This window comes from Cohnella yongneupensis (assembly GCF_042655785.1).
GTDB classification, from domain to species: Bacteria; Bacillota; Bacilli; order Paenibacillales; family Paenibacillaceae; genus Cohnella; species Cohnella yongneupensis.
On record NZ_JBHSNC010000001.1, the window covers coordinates 26,725 to 45,031 of the forward strand.

Below are 18,307 nucleotides of genomic sequence, written 5' to 3' on the forward strand. Positions count from 1 at the left end.
AACTAATATCCAACTTTGACATGCCATCGAGCGGATCTTCGCTGCCGGATCACTTTCCGGTGAAGCTCTCGTGCTTGCTTTCATCGAAATTGCGAACGTTGTTGCCCGCCAATCGAATGATCCAAATCGCGAAAAGGCACGTCACGACGAACAATGCGATTCCGATTCCCAGCTCCATCCTCCCACCTCCTTATCTCCCACAAGGATGTTTAAATCTCCAACCGGATTCCGCTCGCGCGTTGCTGCAGCATTTTATCGATGACGGTGCCGATGTATGCTCCCGCCTCCAAAGGAGGCGTTCCGCGGGGATGAATGTTAGAGATGACGGTGCGGTCGCTTTCGACCGTTCCGGATCTAGGCCGATAGCACATATAAGCGCTCATCGACTTCGAAGAAACCAAGCCGGGCCTCTCTCCGATGAGCAGCACGAGCGCCTCCGGCTGCAGCATCTCCCCGATTTGATCCATGACCGCTACGCGTCCGCCCCTTACGAAGAATGGCGTACCCACGGATAATCCGTACGATTCCAGAGAATCCAAGAGCGCAGGATACACTTCCGGCAAATTCGCGTCAACCGCATTGGCGCTTAAGCCGTCCGATACTACTATTTGCACTTGCGGGGCATGGCGGCAACGCTCGCGCAGCAACGCCAAGCCATCGTCCGCGATGATCCGGCCCATGTCCGGGCGCTTCAAGTAATTGTCCGTGTTGCCGAACCGGGTCGTCACCGAGAATAAACCGAACTCTCGCAAAAGCGCAGGATCGACTTCGCCGTAGATCGAATCGATGGCCGCCGCGTGGTCGCATCGGAATTTGAGCATCTCTTTGGTAAGCGGACGCGTTCCGGCGCGCCAGACACCGATGCGACTGGGAGTGCTGGCGATCAGCTCGTCAAGGCCTTCCGCCCATTTCGGTTTAGGCACTTTGGCGGTGAGAATTGTTTCTTGGGCGGAAGGCTCATCCGCAGGCTCGGGTGCAAAAGGCTGCGTTGACGGCTGGGCGGAGAACACAGCGGTATGGGCGGCTAGCTTCTTCTCCAGCTCCGCCATCACGCGATCGACGAATTCGTCCAAAGGTCCTGCCGTGTTCAAATCGGAAATCAAGCTCATCGCAGGTAGGCCTCCCTCACATGAATATCGTCGGATCGCCCGCTATCGGCGTCAGTCGGCCGTTCTCCATAATGCCCATGCGCGTCAGCCACGCTTCGAAGGCAGGCGCCGGCCGCAAGCGCATCGTTTCGCGCAATGTCGCAATATCGTGAAAGCTCGTCGATTGATAGTTCAGCATGCAATCGTCAGCCATGGCGACGCCGATCAAATAATTGACGCCTGCGGCGCCTAGAAGGACGGCCAAATTGTCCATATCGTTCTGGTCCGCCTTCATATGGTTCGTGTAGCAGACGTCGACGCCCATCGGCAGCTGCTGCAGCTTGCCCATGAAATGGTCCTCTAGCCCGGCGCGGATGACCTGCTTGCTATCGTACAAATACTCCGGTCCGATGAAGCCGACGACCGTATTCACGATGAAAGGCTTGTATTTGCGCGCCAATCCGTAGCACCGCGATTCCAAGGTCACTTGATCGATGCCGTGATGCGCCTCCGCGGACAATTCCGAGCCTTGCCCGGTCTCGAAGTACCATAAGTTCGGCCCCGTTCCCGTACCCTCGCGCCTCACGAGATCGTCGGCTTCGTCCAGCAAAGCGACGTCGATGCCGAAAGCCCGGTTGCCCGCTTCCGTGCCCGCCAAGCTTTGGAACACGAGATCCGCCGGCGCTCCCTGGCGGATCGCCCGCATCTGCGTCTTGATATGCGCGAGGACGCAGTTTTGCGTTGGAATATCCCAACGGGCCATTACTTCCTTGGTCGCGACTAACATGTTTTTGACGCTGTCGGCGGAGTCGATGACCGGGTTAATGCCGATGACCGCATCGCCGATTCCGTAGCTCAGCGCTTCATATAACGCTGCCTTTATCCCTGGGATACTGTCCGTAGGATGGTTCGGCTGGGCTCGCCCGGAGAGCACTCCCTTTTGCCCGATCGTGATGTTGCAGTGGGACGTCACTTCGATTTTCGACGCCGCCTGCACCAGATCGAGATTGCCCATCAGCTTCGTAACCGCTGCGACCATCTCGCTGGTGAGTCCGCGGGACAAACGGCGGATGCGGTCTCCCCCGGTTTCCGGTCGAAGCAAATGCTCCCTTAGCTCCGCGACCGTCCAATTGCGGATTTCCGCGAAGATCGGCTCGCTGACCGACTCCTCGATGACCCGCGACACTTCGTCTTTATCCGGCGGCAGCAGCGGTTCGTTCCGAATGTCGGCTAGCGTCAAATCGGCCAGCACGAGCTTGGCGGCCATCCGCTCTTTGGCGTCTTCGGCGGCGATGCCCGCGAGCTGGTCACCGGATTTCTCCTCGTTCGCCTTGGCGAACACTTCCTTCAAATCCCGGTATCGATAAGTACGGCCAAGAACCGTGGCACTCATCTTCATCCGCTTCCATTCCCCTCCGTTCGGCCAGGCCAGGCGAGCGTCTTCACCACGACCGGTATCATCATGCCGGAGATCGGCTCTCCCAAATCGATATAGTCGCCGTGCTCTACGCGGATTTGATCGATGCACATGACTTTCGGGCGGCCTCCCGTACGTTTGCGCAAAGCCTGGCCCATCGCCTGCGCGACGTCCCCGTCGCAGATGACGACAGCAGCCCCATTTTTCGGAAAAAATCGCGTATACGACGAACAAAATGCATCTGCGAATGACTGCATGGCTGCGTAAGAGATATCCGAGATCCCTGACATGGCAAGCGCGAACGGCGGAGAGGCATCGCTTCCGTATAGACCCGCACCGAGCCGCATCGTTTCCTCCAATGTCTCCGCTAACCGAACGGGCGACTCCAGCATGCCGGCAGTCGCTGCTAGCTTCAACACGGGCAAATTTCGAAGCGGAAGCAGTGAGGATTCCAGCCATACGGTCGCCCCGCTGATTTCCGAGCTTTGCATGCCCGCGCCGATGACCGTTGCCCGTACCGTTTGGACCGCGGGCACGAGCCGAAGGCCCCGTTCGATAAAAACTCGTTTGAGAGAATGAGCCAGCAGCGGTCCGATGTCCCCGTAAGCCGCGGTTTCCGCCATATTCGCGGGATGCTTCATCTCCATCAGGCTACCGATGCCTCCCGAAACCATCCACTCTTCAATGGGGATCGCCTTTTGTAATGGCTTGCCTAGCAAGAGCGCTCGGGTGCGTTCATCGTTTTCAGCGACTCCTATTCCTATCAAATCATCTATCATTGCGCAGGCGAGTGATTTACACAACGCTTCGCACTCCGCGAAAGAAATCGTATCCTCTTGCTTCAGCCGATACCGGGAAGCTTGAAGCCATGGCATCAGCGAGGGAGAAATTGCCGAAATCCTGCCGGTTGGATCGAGCCGAATGAGGCTTCCTCCTACGCGGTAAGTCACCGTACCGACCGGTTTTCCGCGATGGAAAATCGCGACGTTTGCCGTCCCACCGCCGACATCGATATTGGCCACGGCGCCTTTTACCGCTAAGGATCGCTCGTCTGCGCCGGCCCCTTTGCCCGCCAGCATCCCTTCCAAATCCGCCCCGGCCGTCGCCACGACGAAATCGCCGGCTTGCTCCGCGAGCAGGTGAATCATTCGGCTCGCATTCGCTTTCGTTGCCGTTTCTCCGGTAATGATGATCGCTCCGGACTTCAAATCCTGTTTGCGAATGCCCGCTTTGGCGAACTCCTTGGAGAGGATGGACTCGATGCGCGGAACGTCGATCTCGTCCTCGCCTAGCAACGGCGTCGAATAGATCGGGCTCGCATACAGCAGTTCCCTTGCAGCTATGCCGTACCGGGGCAAGCTGAGGGCGCCGGACGTTCTGGCGAGCTTCAAGCGGCTGACGATTAGCTTCGTCGTGCTCGTACCGATGTCGATACCCGCGCTCGTCAGCCACTCCGCCCGCTCCAAGCCCCGGCTCAACCTCCCCGCGCGAATCCGGCCAACCGCTCCGCGCCGCCTTCCGCGATTTGCTCCGCCAGCTTGTTCATGGGCAGCCGGCTCTCCATACTGACATCGCGCAGAGTCCGATAGGCATCCTCTTCGTTCAACTGCAGGGAGGCCATGAGGATGCCTTTCGCTTTCTCGATCGTTTTGCGCTCCTTGGCTGTTTGCTTCAACCGGTCTATCTCTTGCTTAAGCCCGTATAGCCTCGCCTTCTGTCCGAGGGCGATTTCCACCGCCGGCAACAGGTTCCGCTCCGTAATCGGCTTGACCAAAAAAGCGGTGACGCCGGCTTCTCGCGCCTCCTGGACCATATCCTTCTGGCTGTAGGCGGTCAGCAGCAACACGGCCGTATCCTGCAGCCTTTGGATGAGACGCGTCGCCTTAATTCCGTTCATAATCGGCATTTTCATATCCATGATAATCAAATCGGGCTTAAGCCGGGCCGCGAGCTCCACTGCTTCCTCGCCGTTTTTGGCTTCGCCGGCCACTTGATAGCCTTCGGCTTCGAGCATTTCGCGAATGTCCATCCGGATAATCGGATCGTCATCCGCGATGACGACGGTTCCGTTCATTGCGCGCTCACTCCCTCCGATGGAATCAAGCAGGACGGAAAAACGATGCATGCTTCCGTCCCCCGATCGCTCGATTGCAACACGAAAACGCCGTCCAGATGCTCCTCCACAAGCGTACGGATGAGCCTTAGTCCTAGCCTTCCGCCGTTGTTTTCGAGCGTTTCCTCAGCCATTCCGCGGCCGTTGTCCGCCACCTGCAAGCTGAACATGCGTCCGCCATACTGATACGTAATGCCGATTTCCCCATCCGCCATTCCCGCGAAAGCGTGATTGACGCAGTTCTGCACGAGCTCGTTCACGACGAGCGCCAGCGACACCGTCGTTTCCGAGGGAAGGAGCAGCTCCGCCCCCTCTATCCGCGTATGAATCGAGCAACCGGAGTCCGTCATCGACGAGACGACGTTACGCGCGATCCGTTCCGCGACTTCGCGGAACGGCACGGCCTCGATGCCCTCATAGGCGAGCATTTCGTGCACGACGGCAATGCTTTGGATCCGGTTGATGCTGTCGCGGAACACTTGGCCGACTTCATCGTGCTGCGTCCGGCGCATTTGCAGCCGCAGCAGGCTCGTAACGGTTTGCAAATTGTTTTTGACCCGATGATGGATTTCCTTAATGACCGCTGACTGGATATGCAGCTGCTTTTCTTTGTCTTTCAGCTCCGAGATGTCGCGAATGAGCATCAATCCGCCAACGATCCGCAGCCCTCTGTAAATGGATAGGGCCTTCAGCTCGTAAACGATTTTGCCGAACTGAAGCTCCTTCGTAATGACGCCGGTTTGTCCGAATACCGCTCGCCAGGAAATCGATTCATAAAACCACTGTCCGCCGGCGCAGCCTTCCTTCGCATCGGGATGCCCGATAGCCGCGAGCATCGCCTTCGCCCGGGGATTCAAGTACGTCACCCGTTCCTCTTCGTCGAAAAGGACGATCCCCTCGTGCATAAGCGATTGCATGCTGCCCTCGGACAGCGCGACCGAGAGCAACGTCTCGCTGAGCTGTTCGTTCGTTTCCTTGAGACGCTCCACGTCCCGCTCTTGCCGCACTTTCTCGGAAATGTCCTGCTCCTGAATGAGGGCTCCGATGACGCGGTTGTTCGTGCCGCGGATCGGGACGACGTTCTGCTGCATCGCGACTTGCTCTTGCGAAATGCCCCTGGAGCCGGTAACCGGCTGACCGGACAGAAGGCAATACATGACCGCCGGTTCGTTGTGCGCGTATGCTAGCTGGCCGACGACCGATGTTTTATAGAGCGACTGCGCCGTGGAAGGATGCGCCTGAGCGACGACTAATGCGGTACCCGGATCGGCCAGCGGACAGTCGATGAAGACGTCGGACTGCGACAGGTCCGCGATGAGCTGCAAGCCTCGCGCAAGCTCCTCGATCGTTGCGGTATCTTTCTCGTTCAACGCGGCACGACGCCCGCAAAGCTCGCGAATGGACTCCATTGGCACGTCCCCCCTCTATAAAGCCTATTGTGTCATAAAGATTCCAGGCTTTGGGCGGTATTTAACGGACGAAAATTAATTTAATTTTCGGCGGGCGGCGGTGCCTTGGCATGCTTCTTCAATTGCTCTCTAAGTCCCTGGATGCCTATGCCGGCGATCGCGGATACGCGAACGATGGCCCCTTGAGGCAATGCTTGTCGGAGCAGGGATTCCGCCCGATCCGGCTCCGCTCCGGGATGATCCAATTTGGTAATCGCGCCGATGCAGGGTACCGGAAAACCGCCGGCGAACAGTGGCGGGAATGTGCATCGGCCCTGCGTTGCGTCCTGTACGAGCAGGACGGCCGAGGCTTGGTGGGAGGTCGCCATGAGGGAACGGTAGAACAACGGGTTTTCCGTATATTCGCCCGGCGTGTCGATGAGCCAGTCGAGAAAATGCAAGCTTTGCGTTTTGGAGGCGGGAAGCTTATCGTTCAGAAGTGCCAAGATTAATGTCGATTTGCCCGAACCGACCGCGCCGATCACCATGATCCTGCGCATCGGTCAAGACCTCGTGACGGCCGCGATCGAGAATTGAAGCTTTTCTTCGAGAAAAGCATTCACCGCCGACATCGCCATTTCCACCGCGGACACTTCGCCAGTGATGACGAGGGAGCCCGTAAACCGGTCCAAATATCCGATTCCGACATTCGCCGCTTTCGTCGCCACATCCGCCGCGATGATCGCCGTCTCGGTCGGCGTGAGCGTCAGAATGCCTATCGCCTGGCGTTCCTCGATGCCGAGCTTAGAGTAGAGCATGGGGTCCGGATTCGCGATCACATGGCATAGCGTCAACTGCTTGCCGGGAACGTATTCTTGGATGACCCGTTGCTTTGGCGGCTCCATGCGGCTATTCCCCCTCGTCCGGGCTGGCGACTTCGTAGCTGTCGACGATTCCGACGATCATCGCGTCGATGGGCACCTTCAGGCCCTCGAACAACATTCTCGCGGGACTGCCTCTGGACACGATCACTTTGTCGCCCACGCCCGCCCCGATTCGGTCCGCCGCGATAACTGTCGCTCCTGCGTCGCGGTCCTGGAAGTCGGTAGGCTGTACGACCATCAGCTTCAAGTTGTCCATGCCTTCTTCTTTTTGCGTCGCCCATACGCTTCCGATCACTTTGCCCAGGAACATGAGAAGCTTCACCCCTTGCCGGTTATCTCAAGTTCGATTTGGTTTTCTTTCAAAATGTCTCTCGCAAGAGGGGACAACAGCGTTCCATTCGGCACAGTCAATTTCGAGTATGTGTGCGGTTTGCGCAAATGCCCGGTCAGCCAGTCCGCGGAGACGAGCTTGCCTTCGAAGGTTAACATGTTGCCGGTGTTGTCGGGTTGGATCGGCTCCGTAATCACGTGCGGCGAATCGGGCTTGATCCCGCATCTCTCAATCGCCATTTGCGCCAAGCTCCTTTGAGGTCCGAACGCGACGCCGTACATGCGGAGTTCCTGTTTATAGTAATCGAATAAATTACGGTAGGGCTGCGGGAGAGATATCGTTCGGAGCGTCCTGCGGTCCGCTCTTTTAAGACCACTGCTTTCATCTCCGACTAGCACGAATTTGCCGGTGGCCAGCGCCGCGAACGCGATTTCGGATTTGATCGTCCCTTTCATCCCCAGCGCAATCCGCGCCGCGTTGTCGAGGTCGATCTCCGGGATGACGATGCCGTCATATTCGTGCGGGACCTCAAGCGGAGCCGGGGCGAATTCGTCGGAAGCGATGATCCGTCCGGGTCCGCCGCACTCGAGCTTGTGCATGCCAAGCCAAGAGGACGTTTCCCCGTCGAGGAATAGGATGTCATGGCAAATGCCGGCGTTCTTGAGCGTAATGAAATGATCCGTATACGCCTCGTGTGCCGTGCTGTCGCAAAAGATGTACAGTACTTTCCGAGGTTTGGCCGATTCTCGCTTAATCCGCTCCAATAATTCCTTAACGATCGTCTCGATTACCGGTTTCATGTCTGCGTCCAACTTTTCACCCCCTCCTACGCACCCGTAAGCTTACCATTTATGCCGATCAGACGAACGAAGCTGCCGGTGTCGAGCCGAGCCGCGTTCGCTTCATCCAAGTCGATGTGAAAATCGAGCGAAAAGTTTGGCGCGATCCTAGCGACAGCATCTGCAAAAATCATTGGCCGATCGCCTTCCGCCTGCAGCATCAGGCGGTCGCCTGACGAGACGTGAAGCTTGTGCGCCTCCTCAGGCGACAGATGCACGTGATTGCGAGCTAGGATAAGTCCTTCTTGCAGTTGTATCGCGCCTGATGGCCCGATGAGCTCGATTCCCGGAGTCCCCTCAATATCGCCGGACAGGCGAACGGGAGGATGGATGCCGAGCGCGAAACCGTCCGTCCGGGAAATCTCGACTTGCGTTTTGCCGCGCGCGGGACCGAGAACTCTCACGTTCGCCAAGCTCCCTTTCAGACCGATCAGAGCGACTGTTTCCCGCGCGGCGAATTGCCCTTTTTGCGAGAGCTCGCGCATGGAGGTAAGCCGTACGCCCGCGCCGAAGAGTGCTTCGACATGCTGTGGCGACAAATGAACGTGCCGATTGGACACTCCGACGGGGATAAGGGGAAACCGCGGGTCTTCTTTGTCGGCATCTTGATCGATACGCCTTAAAGCGATCCCCCTGTCCTTCAGGAAATCCGCGGCGGCCGGCGTCAGCTTATCCCCTTCCCGAATCAGAAAAGGATCGGGAATTCCCGCGCGGAGCATCGCCCTCAGGCTCGTCTCCGTGATCAGCGCCACGACCGCGCTCAGCCTTCGAGCTTAGGCAAAATATACTCGATATCCGAATGCGGACGCGGAATCACGTGAACGGATACGAGTTCGCCGATTTTGGAGGCGGCCGCCGCACCAGCGTCCGTCGCCGCTTTTACCGCGCCTACGTCTCCCCGGACCATAACCGTCACAAGCCCCCCGCCGACATGCACTTTTCCGATCAGCTTCACGTTCGCCGCCTTAACCATCGCGTCCGCTGCTTCGATCGAACCGACCAAGCCTTTCGTTTCCACCATGCCAAGCGCACTCATTTCTCCTGCCATAGGAACTCCTCCTCAAATTTGGTGTCTACCGGACTTGCATTTCCGCCAGCACGCTTTGAACGATCCTCGCAACCTCTTCACGGTTAATGCCGAGTTTTTCGAGTCCGCCAATGCTTTGAGCCGCTCGCTCCGCAAGGCTTGCGACGTTCGCCGTCGCTTCAGACTTCGGTGTTTCCGAAGGCGGCATTTCCCGGATTCCGAAAGCGACTCGCTTGATATTGAGCAAATGCATCGGACCGATGTTATCGGACGTTATGTTGTTGCCGAACGAGCCGCAGCCGAGCGTCATCGACGGCAAAATGCCCGTCGTCGCGCCGATGCCCCCGAAGGTCGTGCCCGAATTGACGACGATTCGCGAAGCGGGTTTTTCGAGACCGAACGCCTCGATCACGGCCGTGTCCTCGCAATGAATGCCCAGCGTGTGTCCCAAACCGCCAAGTTCCAGCAGCTCGATGCACTTGCGACAACCTTCCCGCCAATCGTTCACCGTGTAAAGCGCAAGCAGTGGACTGAGCTTCTCGATCGACCAGGGGAAGGCGAGACCGACTTCCGATTCCTCCGCGACGAGAACGGCAGCGTCGGCCGGCACCTCGATTCCGGCTAGCGCGGCGATCGCTTGCGGCGACTTGCCGACGATTTGCGGGTTCAGCCCTTTGCCCGTAGCGATAATACCGGCGATGCGTCTCTTCTGATCTTCGTTCAGGAAGAAGGCGCCTTGTTTGGTCAATTCGCGTTGCAATTGCGCTTTCACTTCTTGGTCCACTACTAATGCTTGTTCAGAAGCGCAGATCGTCCCGTAGTCGAATGATTTACTTTGGACGATCCATCGCGCAGCTTGAGCGAGATTCGCGCTTCGGTGAATGTATACCGGCACGTTGCCGGGACCGACTCCGTACGCGGGCTTGCCCGAGCTGTAAGCCGCTTTGACCATACCGGTGCCGCCCGTGGCGAGAATGACGTCGGTCAATTTGTGCCGCATGAGTTCACCCGTCGCTTCCATCGAGGGCGAGGATAAACAACGAATGACTCCTGCCGGAGCGCCAGCCTGTTCGGCCGCTCTGCGCATAACGTCCGCAGCCTGAATGGAACATCTGATCGCGGAAGGATGGGGACTGATGACGATCGCATTGCGTGATTTTAGCGCGATCAAACATTTGAACAGCACCGTTGAAGTCGGATTCGTAGAGGGGATGATCGCGGCGACGACTCCCATCGGCTGCGCGACTTCCCACACTTGCTTTGCCTCGTCCCGACGGATGATGCCGACTGTCTTCATGTCTTTGATCGCTTCGTGGACGTCCCTTGCGACGAACAGGTTTTTGGCCTTTTTGTCGAGCGGCTTGCCGAAACCCGTTTCCTCCGTCGCGAGGGCTCCCAGCCGCGCGGCGTCCGCTTCGGCCGCTTGCGCCATTCGCCGGACAATGTCGTCGATTTGCTGTTGCGGCATCGCCTCGAGCAACTTCTGGGCAGCTTTCGCCTCCACAAGCGCATCGCGAACTTCTTGGATCGCCTGCAAGTCCTCGTCTAGCTTCATGGTGCTCGGCCGCCCCCTTCATCCGCAAGCTTCGCGAGCAGCATCGCTAATTGGGCTTTCGGAGCGCTTCCGATTTGTTCCATAGTAAGCGGGAAGTCGGGTAGCAGCGCCATTGCGCGTTCTCGCAATTGTTTGACTGACAGCTTGCTCCAATCGGCCGGTGCAAGTATACGTGTTGCGTCGGGCGATTCAGCTTGCGACGAAGTGGCAGGTGCAATCTCCGTTGCCGCAGCTTCCTCGCGCGGAAGCCAGCTTTTCATCATCGCGTAAAGAGAGGCGTCCGGTCTCGGAATGACGTGCGAGGCGAGCAGCTTACCCACTCTTTTCGCGGCTTCACTTCCGGCATCCACCGCCGTTTTGACCGAAGCGACGTCGCCGAGCACATAAATCGTGACGATACCCGCATCCGCTTTTTCGTAGGTCGCGATTCTCACGTCCGCGGTTTTGGCCGCCGCATCGGCTGCGGCAATCAATGCGGGAACGCCCCATGTTTCGATCATACCGAGCGCTTGCGTATGCATTGCGCTTTCCATTTTCGTTCACCTCGTTCCCTCTTCATTTCTTAGGCACCGCCGCGACTTCGCTGACTGCCGCGGCGAAAGCTTCGGCTGCCGCGCTGCACGCGGATTGGCTCCCGGTAAGGAGTCCACCCGCGAAGTTCGTCTCCGTCGGCGGTCCGTAAAATTGACACAACCGCACGTCCGCGGCCTTCAGCGCCGCATCCAAACCGACGATCGCCTCGAGCGGCGGGGCGATCAAATAAGCAAGCGGCTCCCCCTCGGGGATGCCAGCCACTTGAGACAAATACGAGCCCGTCCGGGAGATGACCTGAGCGTAATAGGCATGCGTTCCTTCTTCATTGAGCGAATAGAAGCAAGCGCCGCTCTCCATGAGCGCGAGCGCCGCATCAAGTCCGCTTCGGACTTCCGCCGGCGTCTCCCCGCCGATCATCGCGATGAATTCGCCAGACAGCGGACCCGACGCATGGCCGGAGCCGGCGTAGAACGAGCGAGCGTATACGACTTCGACCGCTGCCTTTTTGGTCGCTTCGTCAGCCGCGGTGTACCCGACGTCATCGATCGTTGAAGTGAACAAACCCAAGCTGCGGATGCCCGGTTTCAGCTTCAATTGCTTCGACAACGCTTCGTCCACGTTAGGGATAATCCTCACGGCAAGCGCTTTTGCGCGTACCGGTCGTCGATTCACGGGCTTCACCTCTTTTTCGATGAGATGGAACGCAAACAACGCAAAAAAACGCCAAGGTCCAAAGCACGGATTTCGACGATCCGTTCTTGAACCGCAGGCGCCATTGCCTGATCTATTCTTTTTTTGTGAATATTCAGTTATATTGTAAGGCAAGAATCGGGATTCTGACAAGACGATTTTTTCGCGCTAGAGCTTCCCTAAGTTGCCGCGCAAATCAGCATGTCACGCCGAGGCAAAATTGTATAGACAATGCCTCGATGGAGGGCTACACGAGAAAATAATCGCTCGTCAATGAATTCGAGCATGCGGAAACTGAGGCTTCATCGACGCTGCCCTCTCCGAATACGATAGTCCAATAGTGTTTTGCAGTCGAGACACGGGACATATTAGCCGATTCCTCCTTCACGTAAAGCTTTTCTATTTCCAACACATAGCTCTATTGTATCGCAAGAATACTCCATTTGGATTACGGCAGCTTCGTGTTTTTGTTTATTAAGCCCACTTCCCCATAAATTCGAACTATACTACCTCCACATTCCCGCCTTATTGTTCAGAGATGAAAAAAAGCGATGGATCTCACCCCCCACTCTGTCACAAATGGGACAATGTTCTTGTCTTAAAACGGGAACGGGATCAAGTTCTTGACATCGGCCAATGACAAGAACTTGATCCCATAAAAATAAAAAGCCACGATTTACGCGACATTTATGGGACTATGTTTTGACTTCCGACAGATATTGGTATTGGCACCAGAATTGCAGCAACAATTCTGGCTGAAGTCGGGGAAATCGATCGATTTGATCATTGCGAATTTATCGGACAACTTGACGATTCCCTACTTATAGGCCTCTTCACAAGTTCTCCTCGACAATTAGGACATACATAATTCGTACTTTCCGCACATTCATGACAAAATGTACATTCATGTGTACAAATATAAGCTACCGAATTTTTATGAAGTTCTTTTGTACAGTTTTCACAGTTACCTCTCATTTCTAAAGCCATTAATAATTCCTCCCCTTTACTACTACTTTGTTATTTTGTACATCAGTAACCAGATAACACTCGTCTACAACTTCAATGATGCCAACATCTTCAATTACAATTAATAACAAATGGTATCGCCCGGCATAATATCATGCACAATAAGATCATGTATATCGGATAGTAAACTTAAAAGTTCGCTAGGTCTACCAGTTAAAAAATCTAGCACTCCAAAGTGCGTCGGTATTACTTTCTTTACGTTCAAAAGCCGTACAGCTTTGGCAGCTTCACGAGGAGACATTGTATAAGCATCGCCAATTGGTATTAAAGCGATCTCAGGCTCATAGAGTTCGGCAATTAAAGCCATATCACCAAATACGTTGGTGTCCCCAGCATGATAAATTGTTCTTCCATTCTCGAATTTAATAATATAACCCATTGCTTCTCCGCCATAAAGTAGCTGATCTCCGTCAATGAAGGAAGAAGAATGATCCGCATGTACCGCTGTAACTGTAATATCTCCGAATTTTCTAGTTCCTCCTTTATTTATCGCAACTACATTTTGAACCCCTCGCCTCTGCAGAATAAAGGCCAGTTCCCAACCAGCCAATATTACTGCTCCGGTCTTCTGGGCAAGCCACACCGCATCCTCAGCGTGATCACGGTGCGCATGTGTTAAAAAGATGAAGTCAACTTTTTCAATGTTTCTTACAAATTCAGGGCAAACTGGATTGTTCTTAACCCATGGATCGATTAAAATCTCCCTACCTGTCGACGTTTTTATATAAAATCCACCGAATCCAATCCATGTAAAAGAGATGCTCTGGATTGTCATACTAACCGTCCCCTTAGCTTATAAATTTCTTGCATTAAAAACTTCCCTTGCAGTAGTTAGACCATTGAGTGCTGCCGGGAACCCAGCATAAACTCCCATTTGCATCATTATCTCTACTATTTCTTTTTTAGTACACCCTACATTTAGTGCGCCGTTAATATGAACCTTCAGTTGAGGAGTAGCGTTTCCCAGAGCGGTTAATGCTGCAACAGTTGCGATTTCACGTGACTTTAGATCTAATCCTGGACGGCTATAAATGTCCCCAAACGGAAATTCTACTAACATTTCTTCGAATTCGGGGGCAATCTCCTTCAAAGACTCACGCGTATGACTGCCCAATTCCCCAACTACCTTATTCATAATATCTAAGCCGACTTCATACCTATTCTTGCACATTTTGTTCACTCTCCTCCGCGATTTCATCTTTAGACTCCATGTAATGCTCGTAAAATGAGATTTTTTTATTAACGGAATGAAGCAATAACTCAATTTCACGCTGTTGCTCCACTATGTGGTTCCGATGATTCTTTAAGATGCGAAGTCGGTCTTTTAACGGTGCCTTCGGCATTTCTCCCGACTCTATTCTTTCGAGAATACATCCATCTTTCGTGAAGTCTGCGATATCGTCCAAAGACATACCCGTTTTTTTTAGTACAGTCAAGAACATTAAAAAACTAATGTCAGTGTCTGTAAATTCACGAATTCCGCTTTTGGATCTCTTTATCTTTGGGAATAAGCCACTTTTTTCATAAAATCTAAGGGTATGTGCAGATATCCCGGTTTTCTCCGCTGCTTCTTTGATATTCATAATTATTCGGAGCTCCTTCTATTGTCGACTGGGTACATCTTACACCTTAGATTCAACTTTAAGTCAAGTCCATTTTAAGAAAAATAGCATAAGGAGAAGACGAAATTATTCCGAAGGCCGAACGTTCATAAAATACAAAATCTATAAAAAATTCCAATAATGTTAGAATTTATTAGTCATCTTAGCTTTTCTTCTTTGAAATCCGCTTTCTTGACCATTTTAGCCCCATCAAAATGTCGACCGTAAGTTTTTACTTGAGTAGTGATTTCCTCAGCAGGAGGTAGATACCCCTCAAGCTCCCGCGTTAAAAAATAGGACTGTACTTTTCCACTATAAAAAACCCAGCTAAAAAATCTTCGTGTAATATTGTGGAAGCCTTTAGTCCTGAATTTATTCATACGTTTGCCATCTTTCCAGACTGTCGTCGTTTGACCAATGCCTCCCTGCATTTGACCAGTCAATCAGCATATAGTAGGTCTCCATTTTTGGTCATTGCTTTCATAATGAATTGATTTAACACTCTGTTTATCATCAATCGTGGAATATTGAAAAGTTCTCCTCTTGTTACAGAAATCACGGCACCTGGTGGCAACTCGACATTTCTATCTCCCAAGTTAAATGTGGCTCCGTGCTTATTAGTAGGGTCTTCATGTTTCGTCCATGTTTTCATTAGGTCTCCTTATTTTTTGGCTATGTTTAATTTTAATGTTGATTATGGATGGGTTAAAAAAATGAACCACCTTTTCTAGGAAGGCGGTTCTAATCTCATTTCAAATAACTATCCATAAGTTTTTCCCATTCCTCAAAAGACAACTTATCAGTAATTCTCCTTAAGTCATCTGGAACCTGAACAAAACACATTAATTCCAAACTATTACCATCTGGGTCATTAAAATAAACTGAAGCGTTACCTTGATTCGGACGAATAAATGGTTCAACAGATGTTCTTCTGCCAAACGGTACAGCTACAACTTGAATTGTTTCCAACCATTTTAAAGATTTTTTCAAATCCTCATAAGTTACTCTAAAAGCAATGTGTCGTAATGAAGGATGGTAAGGGGTCTGATATTCATCTCCTTGCCATAAACCTAACCAACTTTTTCCTTCTTCTATCCAAAAGAAAGCAGTGTCATCATTACGCCAAGCAAAACCCAAACCCAATTGTTTATAAAATTCTATCGAAGCTTCTAAATTTCTCACTGGTAAATGTGCCTCATATAATCCTTTTATCATTTCACACACACCTTTGGTATTAATTTTCCTCCTGCTCGTCCCTTAACAAGAATATGCAGACAGCCGAAGCTTTTTATTCGTGTTGTTCACAGTAAACAGGCACGATTTGACCAACATATTCTTCTTATTCGAAGCCGTATTCTCATATTCCTTGCTATCTATATAACGGAACCAAGCCAAATAATGTTGTAGATATTTGGTTGCAACACCATTGAAGCGGTCTATCCATTTCTTCAAGCGGCTGTGGTAGCTGTTTACGGTTTGGATATGGTAAACGCCCTTAACGCGCTGTTTTCCATCGGATTTGAATCGGTAATGAGCCAAACCTTTTCTTTTGAGTTCGCATAAGAGCTGAATGCCCTCCACGAATCCGTGCAAAGCACGTTCGAGTCGGATAGATGTCCACCAATCGCTTCATCCAACTTCGTTGTCTTAATACGCCCACGTCCAAGAACGCCAGAGTAGGTCATCTTCTGACGGTCACGGGCTACGAGAACGCAAACCTGGTCGTTGCTGATGCCACGATATTTGGATTTTCCGCCGCGTTTTCTTGGCTTGCGTTCAGCGATGCTCCGCTTGCCTTTTTCAGAGAACAGGAAATAAGTTTCGTCCATTTCGACGATACCTTGGAACGCTTCAGTTGGAATCTGTTTCAAGGCAGCAAGAATCTTATGCCGCCAATAAAACAATGTGACATGTGTAACTTCACCAAGCAGCTCCTCAGCACATTTCCGCAGTGAATAACCCTCAATCATGAATTCAATGAAACGAACCCACAGATGAGGTCTACGTGTGCGCTGAAGTGGGGTGTTTGTGAGGTCGTTAAACGTCTGTAAACAGGATTTACAACGGTAACGCTGCCGTTTTACCATTTCAGTACGTGTTTGAACAGTATATTTTCCAAACCGTACGACAGCATGGACTGTGCAATGTGGACAAACAAGCCCATCTTTGTGCTTCTGCTCTTGGATTTCATCAATTGCTCGAACTTGAGCCGACATGCCCTTGGTTCGGGACTGCAAGAAGTAGATAAGCTCTCGCTTACTATTATCGTCCAACGTTTCAGCAAGCTTCTTCAATTCCTTTAAATCCATGGGCACACCACCTCCGAACAATGATATAACCCTATTGTAGAACGTTAGTTCCCATTTATCAAATGTCAACATTGAGATTTAACATAGCCTATTTTTTAATGAACTCATTCCCAACCAAACAAAGCCAGCGCCCGTAAAGGCTGCACCGAGCGTAGAGATAAAAGCTTCTGCATCACCTGCTAACCCCCCGCTCGCAAAGACCATTGTTCCCACGATCAAAAGTAAACCACCACCACGCGGAAATGCCTTTAGCCGAAGAAATGAGAGCCCGAAGAGGATCATTCCGAGTACAAATAGCAATGGACCAAAGGTATGTAGGTTCCTGGTTATACTCGTCTCGAAAACCGCGTCTACTTGCTTTCCGGATGCACTTGCAACTTCCACAAAAACAATTACCGTAACAAGAATGGTACCCACAATGCCTGAAATCATGCCTAACACTCCGAGTAACCCGATTTGACTTCCGTACGCCGCGTACAACCAAAAGAATGCAAAGACAAGTAGTAAATGAGCGGATAAAACTAAAGTCTGCCCCAATACTGTCCCTGGACCGCTACTTGCCCCAAGGTTGAGTACATGCGCAAGAAAAAGCAGTACCCCCGATACGACACATGATAATACGCCTAGACGTTCCAACAATGTAGTTTTCATTTTACAGCTCCCGATTGATTTGCCTTTAGTAGCCTAATTTTTTCGATTTAAATTGTAGAGCTTAAAGTGTTCTATCGTAAAGCTTAAATAAGGCTTCCTTGACTCGGTTTTTATTCCTGTAAATCGCCTTTATTGTATTCGAGCGACATGAAGGATGCAGAATGGATCGCTAAACTTCTCCGTTGCGGACTCATCGAAGATAGCTTCTTCAGTTGATTGTTGATGGTGAAGTGATCACTATGAGCTTCCTTGAATCTCAAATGAATGGCTCTTTAAAACACAAGTCACCGAAACTACTTCAATCGCTCTACAGCCGACTTCGTGGACACCATCGTGCGATGATTCGACTTTCCTGGGAACATCTTCACTTCCTGGAAGACGCTATCTCAGGCGTTGAAAAGCAAATTCGAGGGCACTTGTCCGACAAGCAAGAAGCGTTTGAACGTAAGCGTCAAATCTTAGATACCTTCAAGCTCTAGTAGACATGTGAGAAGATGAGGGCAACCGAAAATACAGGAGTTGCCATATGACTAGCAAAGAAAAACGCCGCTAAGAATGGGCTGCGAGAATCGCAGACAACAGAGCCAGTAATCAAACCACGGCTGCATGGTGCAGCGCCAATGGGCTCAGCATCGAGCAACTCAAGTACTGGCTCCGCAGGCTTAAGAACGCTCCCACCTCAGATGCTGTATCCGTCCCTATCCGCTTCACGCCACTCAACAGATCTCTAATCAAGAAACGACCCGAGCGGATGGCACTACGACATCCTTTTCAATGCTGCGACTGCAGTCAGGCCAGTAAGATGAAGTACGAGCCTATATTCGGTAAATTCAATTGTACGTGACATGATTATT

23 protein-coding genes and 2 pseudogenes are annotated in these 18,307 nt (G+C 52.3%); 1 reads left to right on the forward strand and 24 read right to left on the reverse strand.

Annotation, left to right across the window (positions count from 1 at the left end):
• Nucleotides 1-49: 49 nt before the first annotated feature.
• The 24 genes and pseudogenes from ACFPQ4_RS00135 to ACFPQ4_RS00250 form a co-directional block, all read right to left on the reverse strand.
• On the reverse strand, nt 50-178 hold the full coding sequence (locus tag ACFPQ4_RS00135; RefSeq protein WP_378109676.1) for a hypothetical protein: 129 nt from the start codon (nt 176-178) through the stop codon (nt 50-52).
• A gap of 31 nt (nt 179-209) precedes the next feature.
• The gene (gene eutC, locus ACFPQ4_RS00140) at nt 210-1,109 is read right to left on the reverse strand and encodes an ethanolamine ammonia-lyase subunit EutC (RefSeq protein WP_378109677.1); all 900 of its coding nucleotides are present in this window, start codon (nt 1,107-1,109) and stop codon (nt 210-212) included.
• 16 nt (nt 1,110-1,125) lie between these two features.
• Nucleotides 1,126-2,487: an ethanolamine ammonia-lyase subunit EutB gene (locus tag ACFPQ4_RS00145; RefSeq protein WP_378109678.1), complete on the reverse strand. Its 1,362-nt coding sequence runs from the start codon at nt 2,485-2,487 to the stop codon at nt 1,126-1,128.
• Nucleotides 2,484-3,983: an ethanolamine ammonia-lyase reactivating factor EutA gene (locus ACFPQ4_RS00150; RefSeq protein WP_378109679.1), complete on the reverse strand. Its 1,500-nt coding sequence runs from the start codon at nt 3,981-3,983 to the stop codon at nt 2,484-2,486. Before ACFPQ4_RS00150 ends, ACFPQ4_RS00145 begins: the two co-directional genes overlap by 4 nt.
• On the reverse strand, nt 3,980-4,579 hold the full coding sequence (locus tag ACFPQ4_RS00155) for an ANTAR domain-containing response regulator (protein ID WP_378109680.1): 600 nt from the start codon (nt 4,577-4,579) through the stop codon (nt 3,980-3,982). The genes ACFPQ4_RS00150 and ACFPQ4_RS00155 overlap by 4 nt, the downstream gene beginning before the upstream one ends.
• The gene (locus tag ACFPQ4_RS00160; RefSeq protein ID WP_378109682.1) at nt 4,576-6,027 is read right to left on the reverse strand and encodes a sensor histidine kinase; all 1,452 of its coding nucleotides are present in this window, start codon (nt 6,025-6,027) and stop codon (nt 4,576-4,578) included. The genes ACFPQ4_RS00155 and ACFPQ4_RS00160 overlap by 4 nt, the downstream gene beginning before the upstream one ends.
• Nucleotides 6,028-6,107: 80 nt before the next feature.
• A complete protein-coding gene (locus tag ACFPQ4_RS00165; RefSeq protein ID WP_378109683.1) occupies nt 6,108-6,566 on the reverse strand; it encodes a EutP/PduV family microcompartment system protein in 459 nt (152 codons plus the stop codon).
• A 3-nt stretch (nt 6,567-6,569) separates the two neighbouring features.
• Entirely contained in the window at nt 6,570-6,911 is a 342-nt protein-coding gene (locus tag ACFPQ4_RS00170) for a BMC domain-containing protein (protein WP_378109684.1), read from the reverse strand.
• Nucleotides 6,912-6,915: 4 nt separating this feature from the next.
• Nucleotides 6,916-7,200: a EutN/CcmL family microcompartment protein gene (locus ACFPQ4_RS00175; RefSeq protein WP_378109685.1), complete on the reverse strand. Its 285-nt coding sequence runs from the start codon at nt 7,198-7,200 to the stop codon at nt 6,916-6,918.
• Between the two features lie 8 nt (nt 7,201-7,208).
• Nucleotides 7,209-8,033, reverse strand: coding sequence for a hypothetical protein (locus ACFPQ4_RS00180; protein ID WP_378109686.1), 825 nt, complete (start codon nt 8,031-8,033; stop codon nt 7,209-7,211).
• 14 nt (nt 8,034-8,047) lie between these two features.
• Complete coding sequence (gene pduL / locus ACFPQ4_RS00185; protein ID WP_378109687.1) at nt 8,048-8,812, reverse strand: phosphate propanoyltransferase; 765 nt, start codon at nt 8,810-8,812, stop codon at nt 8,048-8,050.
• 8 nt (nt 8,813-8,820) lie between these two features.
• Complete coding sequence (gene eutM / locus ACFPQ4_RS00190; protein WP_378109688.1) at nt 8,821-9,108, reverse strand: ethanolamine utilization microcompartment protein EutM; 288 nt, start codon at nt 9,106-9,108, stop codon at nt 8,821-8,823.
• Between the two features lie 25 nt (nt 9,109-9,133).
• Complete coding sequence (locus ACFPQ4_RS00195) at nt 9,134-10,642, reverse strand: acetaldehyde dehydrogenase (acetylating) (RefSeq protein WP_378109690.1); 1,509 nt, start codon at nt 10,640-10,642, stop codon at nt 9,134-9,136.
• The gene (locus ACFPQ4_RS00200) at nt 10,639-11,175 is read right to left on the reverse strand and encodes a BMC domain-containing protein (protein ID WP_378109691.1); all 537 of its coding nucleotides are present in this window, start codon (nt 11,173-11,175) and stop codon (nt 10,639-10,641) included. Before ACFPQ4_RS00200 ends, ACFPQ4_RS00195 begins: the two co-directional genes overlap by 4 nt.
• A 22-nt stretch (nt 11,176-11,197) precedes the next feature.
• Nucleotides 11,198-11,848 (reverse strand): ethanolamine utilization microcompartment protein EutL, encoded by a 651-nt coding sequence (eutL, locus tag ACFPQ4_RS00205; RefSeq protein WP_378109692.1) that lies wholly within the window; start codon nt 11,846-11,848, stop codon nt 11,198-11,200.
• Nucleotides 11,849-12,649: 801 nt separating this feature from the next.
• Nucleotides 12,650-12,853, reverse strand: coding sequence for a DUF1272 domain-containing protein (locus ACFPQ4_RS00210; protein WP_378109693.1), 204 nt, complete (start codon nt 12,851-12,853; stop codon nt 12,650-12,652).
• 100 nt (nt 12,854-12,953) lie between these two features.
• Nucleotides 12,954-13,667 (reverse strand): metal-dependent hydrolase, encoded by a 714-nt coding sequence (locus tag ACFPQ4_RS00215; RefSeq protein ID WP_378109695.1) that lies wholly within the window; start codon nt 13,665-13,667, stop codon nt 12,954-12,956.
• Nucleotides 13,668-13,685: 18 nt separating this feature from the next.
• Nucleotides 13,686-14,063, reverse strand: coding sequence for a carboxymuconolactone decarboxylase family protein (locus ACFPQ4_RS00220; protein WP_378109696.1), 378 nt, complete (start codon nt 14,061-14,063; stop codon nt 13,686-13,688).
• Nucleotides 14,050-14,475 carry a MerR family transcriptional regulator gene (locus ACFPQ4_RS00225; RefSeq protein WP_378109697.1) on the reverse strand — a complete coding sequence of 142 codons (426 nt, stop codon included), beginning with the start codon at nt 14,473-14,475 and terminating at the stop codon, nt 14,050-14,052. Before ACFPQ4_RS00225 ends, ACFPQ4_RS00220 begins: the two co-directional genes overlap by 14 nt.
• Before the next feature lie 176 nt (nt 14,476-14,651).
• Nucleotides 14,652-14,873 carry a hypothetical protein gene (locus ACFPQ4_RS00230; protein ID WP_378109698.1) on the reverse strand — a complete coding sequence of 74 codons (222 nt, stop codon included), beginning with the start codon at nt 14,871-14,873 and terminating at the stop codon, nt 14,652-14,654.
• A 59-nt stretch (nt 14,874-14,932) separates the two neighbouring features.
• Nucleotides 14,933-15,145 (reverse strand): hypothetical protein, encoded by a 213-nt coding sequence (locus tag ACFPQ4_RS00235; protein ID WP_378109699.1) that lies wholly within the window; start codon nt 15,143-15,145, stop codon nt 14,933-14,935.
• Nucleotides 15,146-15,240: 95 nt separating this feature from the next.
• Entirely contained in the window at nt 15,241-15,708 is a 468-nt protein-coding gene (locus ACFPQ4_RS00240) for a VOC family protein (RefSeq protein ID WP_378109700.1), read from the reverse strand.
• Between the two features lie 42 nt (nt 15,709-15,750).
• Nucleotides 15,751-16,802: pseudogene (locus tag ACFPQ4_RS00245) on the reverse strand (IS1595 family transposase).
• A 78-nt stretch (nt 16,803-16,880) separates the two neighbouring features.
• Nucleotides 16,881-17,453: a hypothetical protein gene (locus ACFPQ4_RS00250; RefSeq protein ID WP_378109701.1), complete on the reverse strand. Its 573-nt coding sequence runs from the start codon at nt 17,451-17,453 to the stop codon at nt 16,881-16,883.
• 565 nt (nt 17,454-18,018) lie between these two features.
• On the opposite strand from ACFPQ4_RS00250, the pseudogene tnpA reads away from it, so the two are divergent.
• Nucleotides 18,019-18,297, forward strand: a pseudogene (tnpA, locus tag ACFPQ4_RS24770) (IS66 family insertion sequence element accessory protein TnpA); the annotation flags it as partial.
• Nucleotides 18,298-18,307 lie beyond the last annotated feature (10 nt).

Coding starts and splice junctions, on each gene's coding strand:
- ACFPQ4_RS00135 (WP_378109676.1), bottom strand. CDS start 178: ATGGAGCTGGGAATCGGAATCGCATTGTTCGTCGTGACGTGCCTTTTC.
- eutC (WP_378109677.1), bottom strand. CDS start 1,109: ATGAGCTTGATTTCCGATTTGAACACGGCAGGACCTTTGGACGAATTC.
- ACFPQ4_RS00145 (WP_378109678.1), bottom strand. CDS start 2,487: ATGAAGATGAGTGCCACGGTTCTTGGCCGTACTTATCGATACCGGGAT.
- ACFPQ4_RS00155 (WP_378109680.1), bottom strand. CDS start 4,579: ATGAACGGAACCGTCGTCATCGCGGATGACGATCCGATTATCCGGATG.
- ACFPQ4_RS00160 (WP_378109682.1), bottom strand. CDS start 6,027: ATGGAGTCCATTCGCGAGCTTTGCGGGCGTCGTGCCGCGTTGAACGAG.
- ACFPQ4_RS00165 (WP_378109683.1), bottom strand. CDS start 6,566: ATGCGCAGGATCATGGTGATCGGCGCGGTCGGTTCGGGCAAATCGACA.
- ACFPQ4_RS00170 (WP_378109684.1), bottom strand. CDS start 6,911: ATGGAGCCGCCAAAGCAACGGGTCATCCAAGAATACGTTCCCGGCAAG.
- ACFPQ4_RS00175 (WP_378109685.1), bottom strand. CDS start 7,200: ATGTTCCTGGGCAAAGTGATCGGAAGCGTATGGGCGACGCAAAAAGAA.
- eutM (WP_378109688.1), bottom strand. CDS start 9,108: ATGGCAGGAGAAATGAGTGCGCTTGGCATGGTGGAAACGAAAGGCTTG.
- ACFPQ4_RS00195 (WP_378109690.1), bottom strand. CDS start 10,642: ATGAAGCTAGACGAGGACTTGCAGGCGATCCAAGAAGTTCGCGATGCG.
- ACFPQ4_RS00200 (WP_378109691.1), bottom strand. CDS start 11,175: ATGGAAAGCGCAATGCATACGCAAGCGCTCGGTATGATCGAAACATGG.
- ACFPQ4_RS00210 (WP_378109693.1), bottom strand. CDS start 12,853: ATGGCTTTAGAAATGAGAGGTAACTGTGAAAACTGTACAAAAGAACTT.
- ACFPQ4_RS00215 (WP_378109695.1), bottom strand. CDS start 13,667: ATGACAATCCAGAGCATCTCTTTTACATGGATTGGATTCGGTGGATTT.
- ACFPQ4_RS00220 (WP_378109696.1), bottom strand. CDS start 14,063: ATGTGCAAGAATAGGTATGAAGTCGGCTTAGATATTATGAATAAGGTA.
- ACFPQ4_RS00225 (WP_378109697.1), bottom strand. CDS start 14,475: ATGAATATCAAAGAAGCAGCGGAGAAAACCGGGATATCTGCACATACC.
- ACFPQ4_RS00230 (WP_378109698.1), bottom strand. CDS start 14,873: ATGAATAAATTCAGGACTAAAGGCTTCCACAATATTACACGAAGATTT.
- ACFPQ4_RS00235 (WP_378109699.1), bottom strand. CDS start 15,145: ATGAAAACATGGACGAAACATGAAGACCCTACTAATAAGCACGGAGCC.
- ACFPQ4_RS00240 (WP_378109700.1), bottom strand. CDS start 15,708: ATGATAAAAGGATTATATGAGGCACATTTACCAGTGAGAAATTTAGAA.
- ACFPQ4_RS00250 (WP_378109701.1), bottom strand. CDS start 17,453: ATGAAAACTACATTGTTGGAACGTCTAGGCGTATTATCATGTGTCGTA.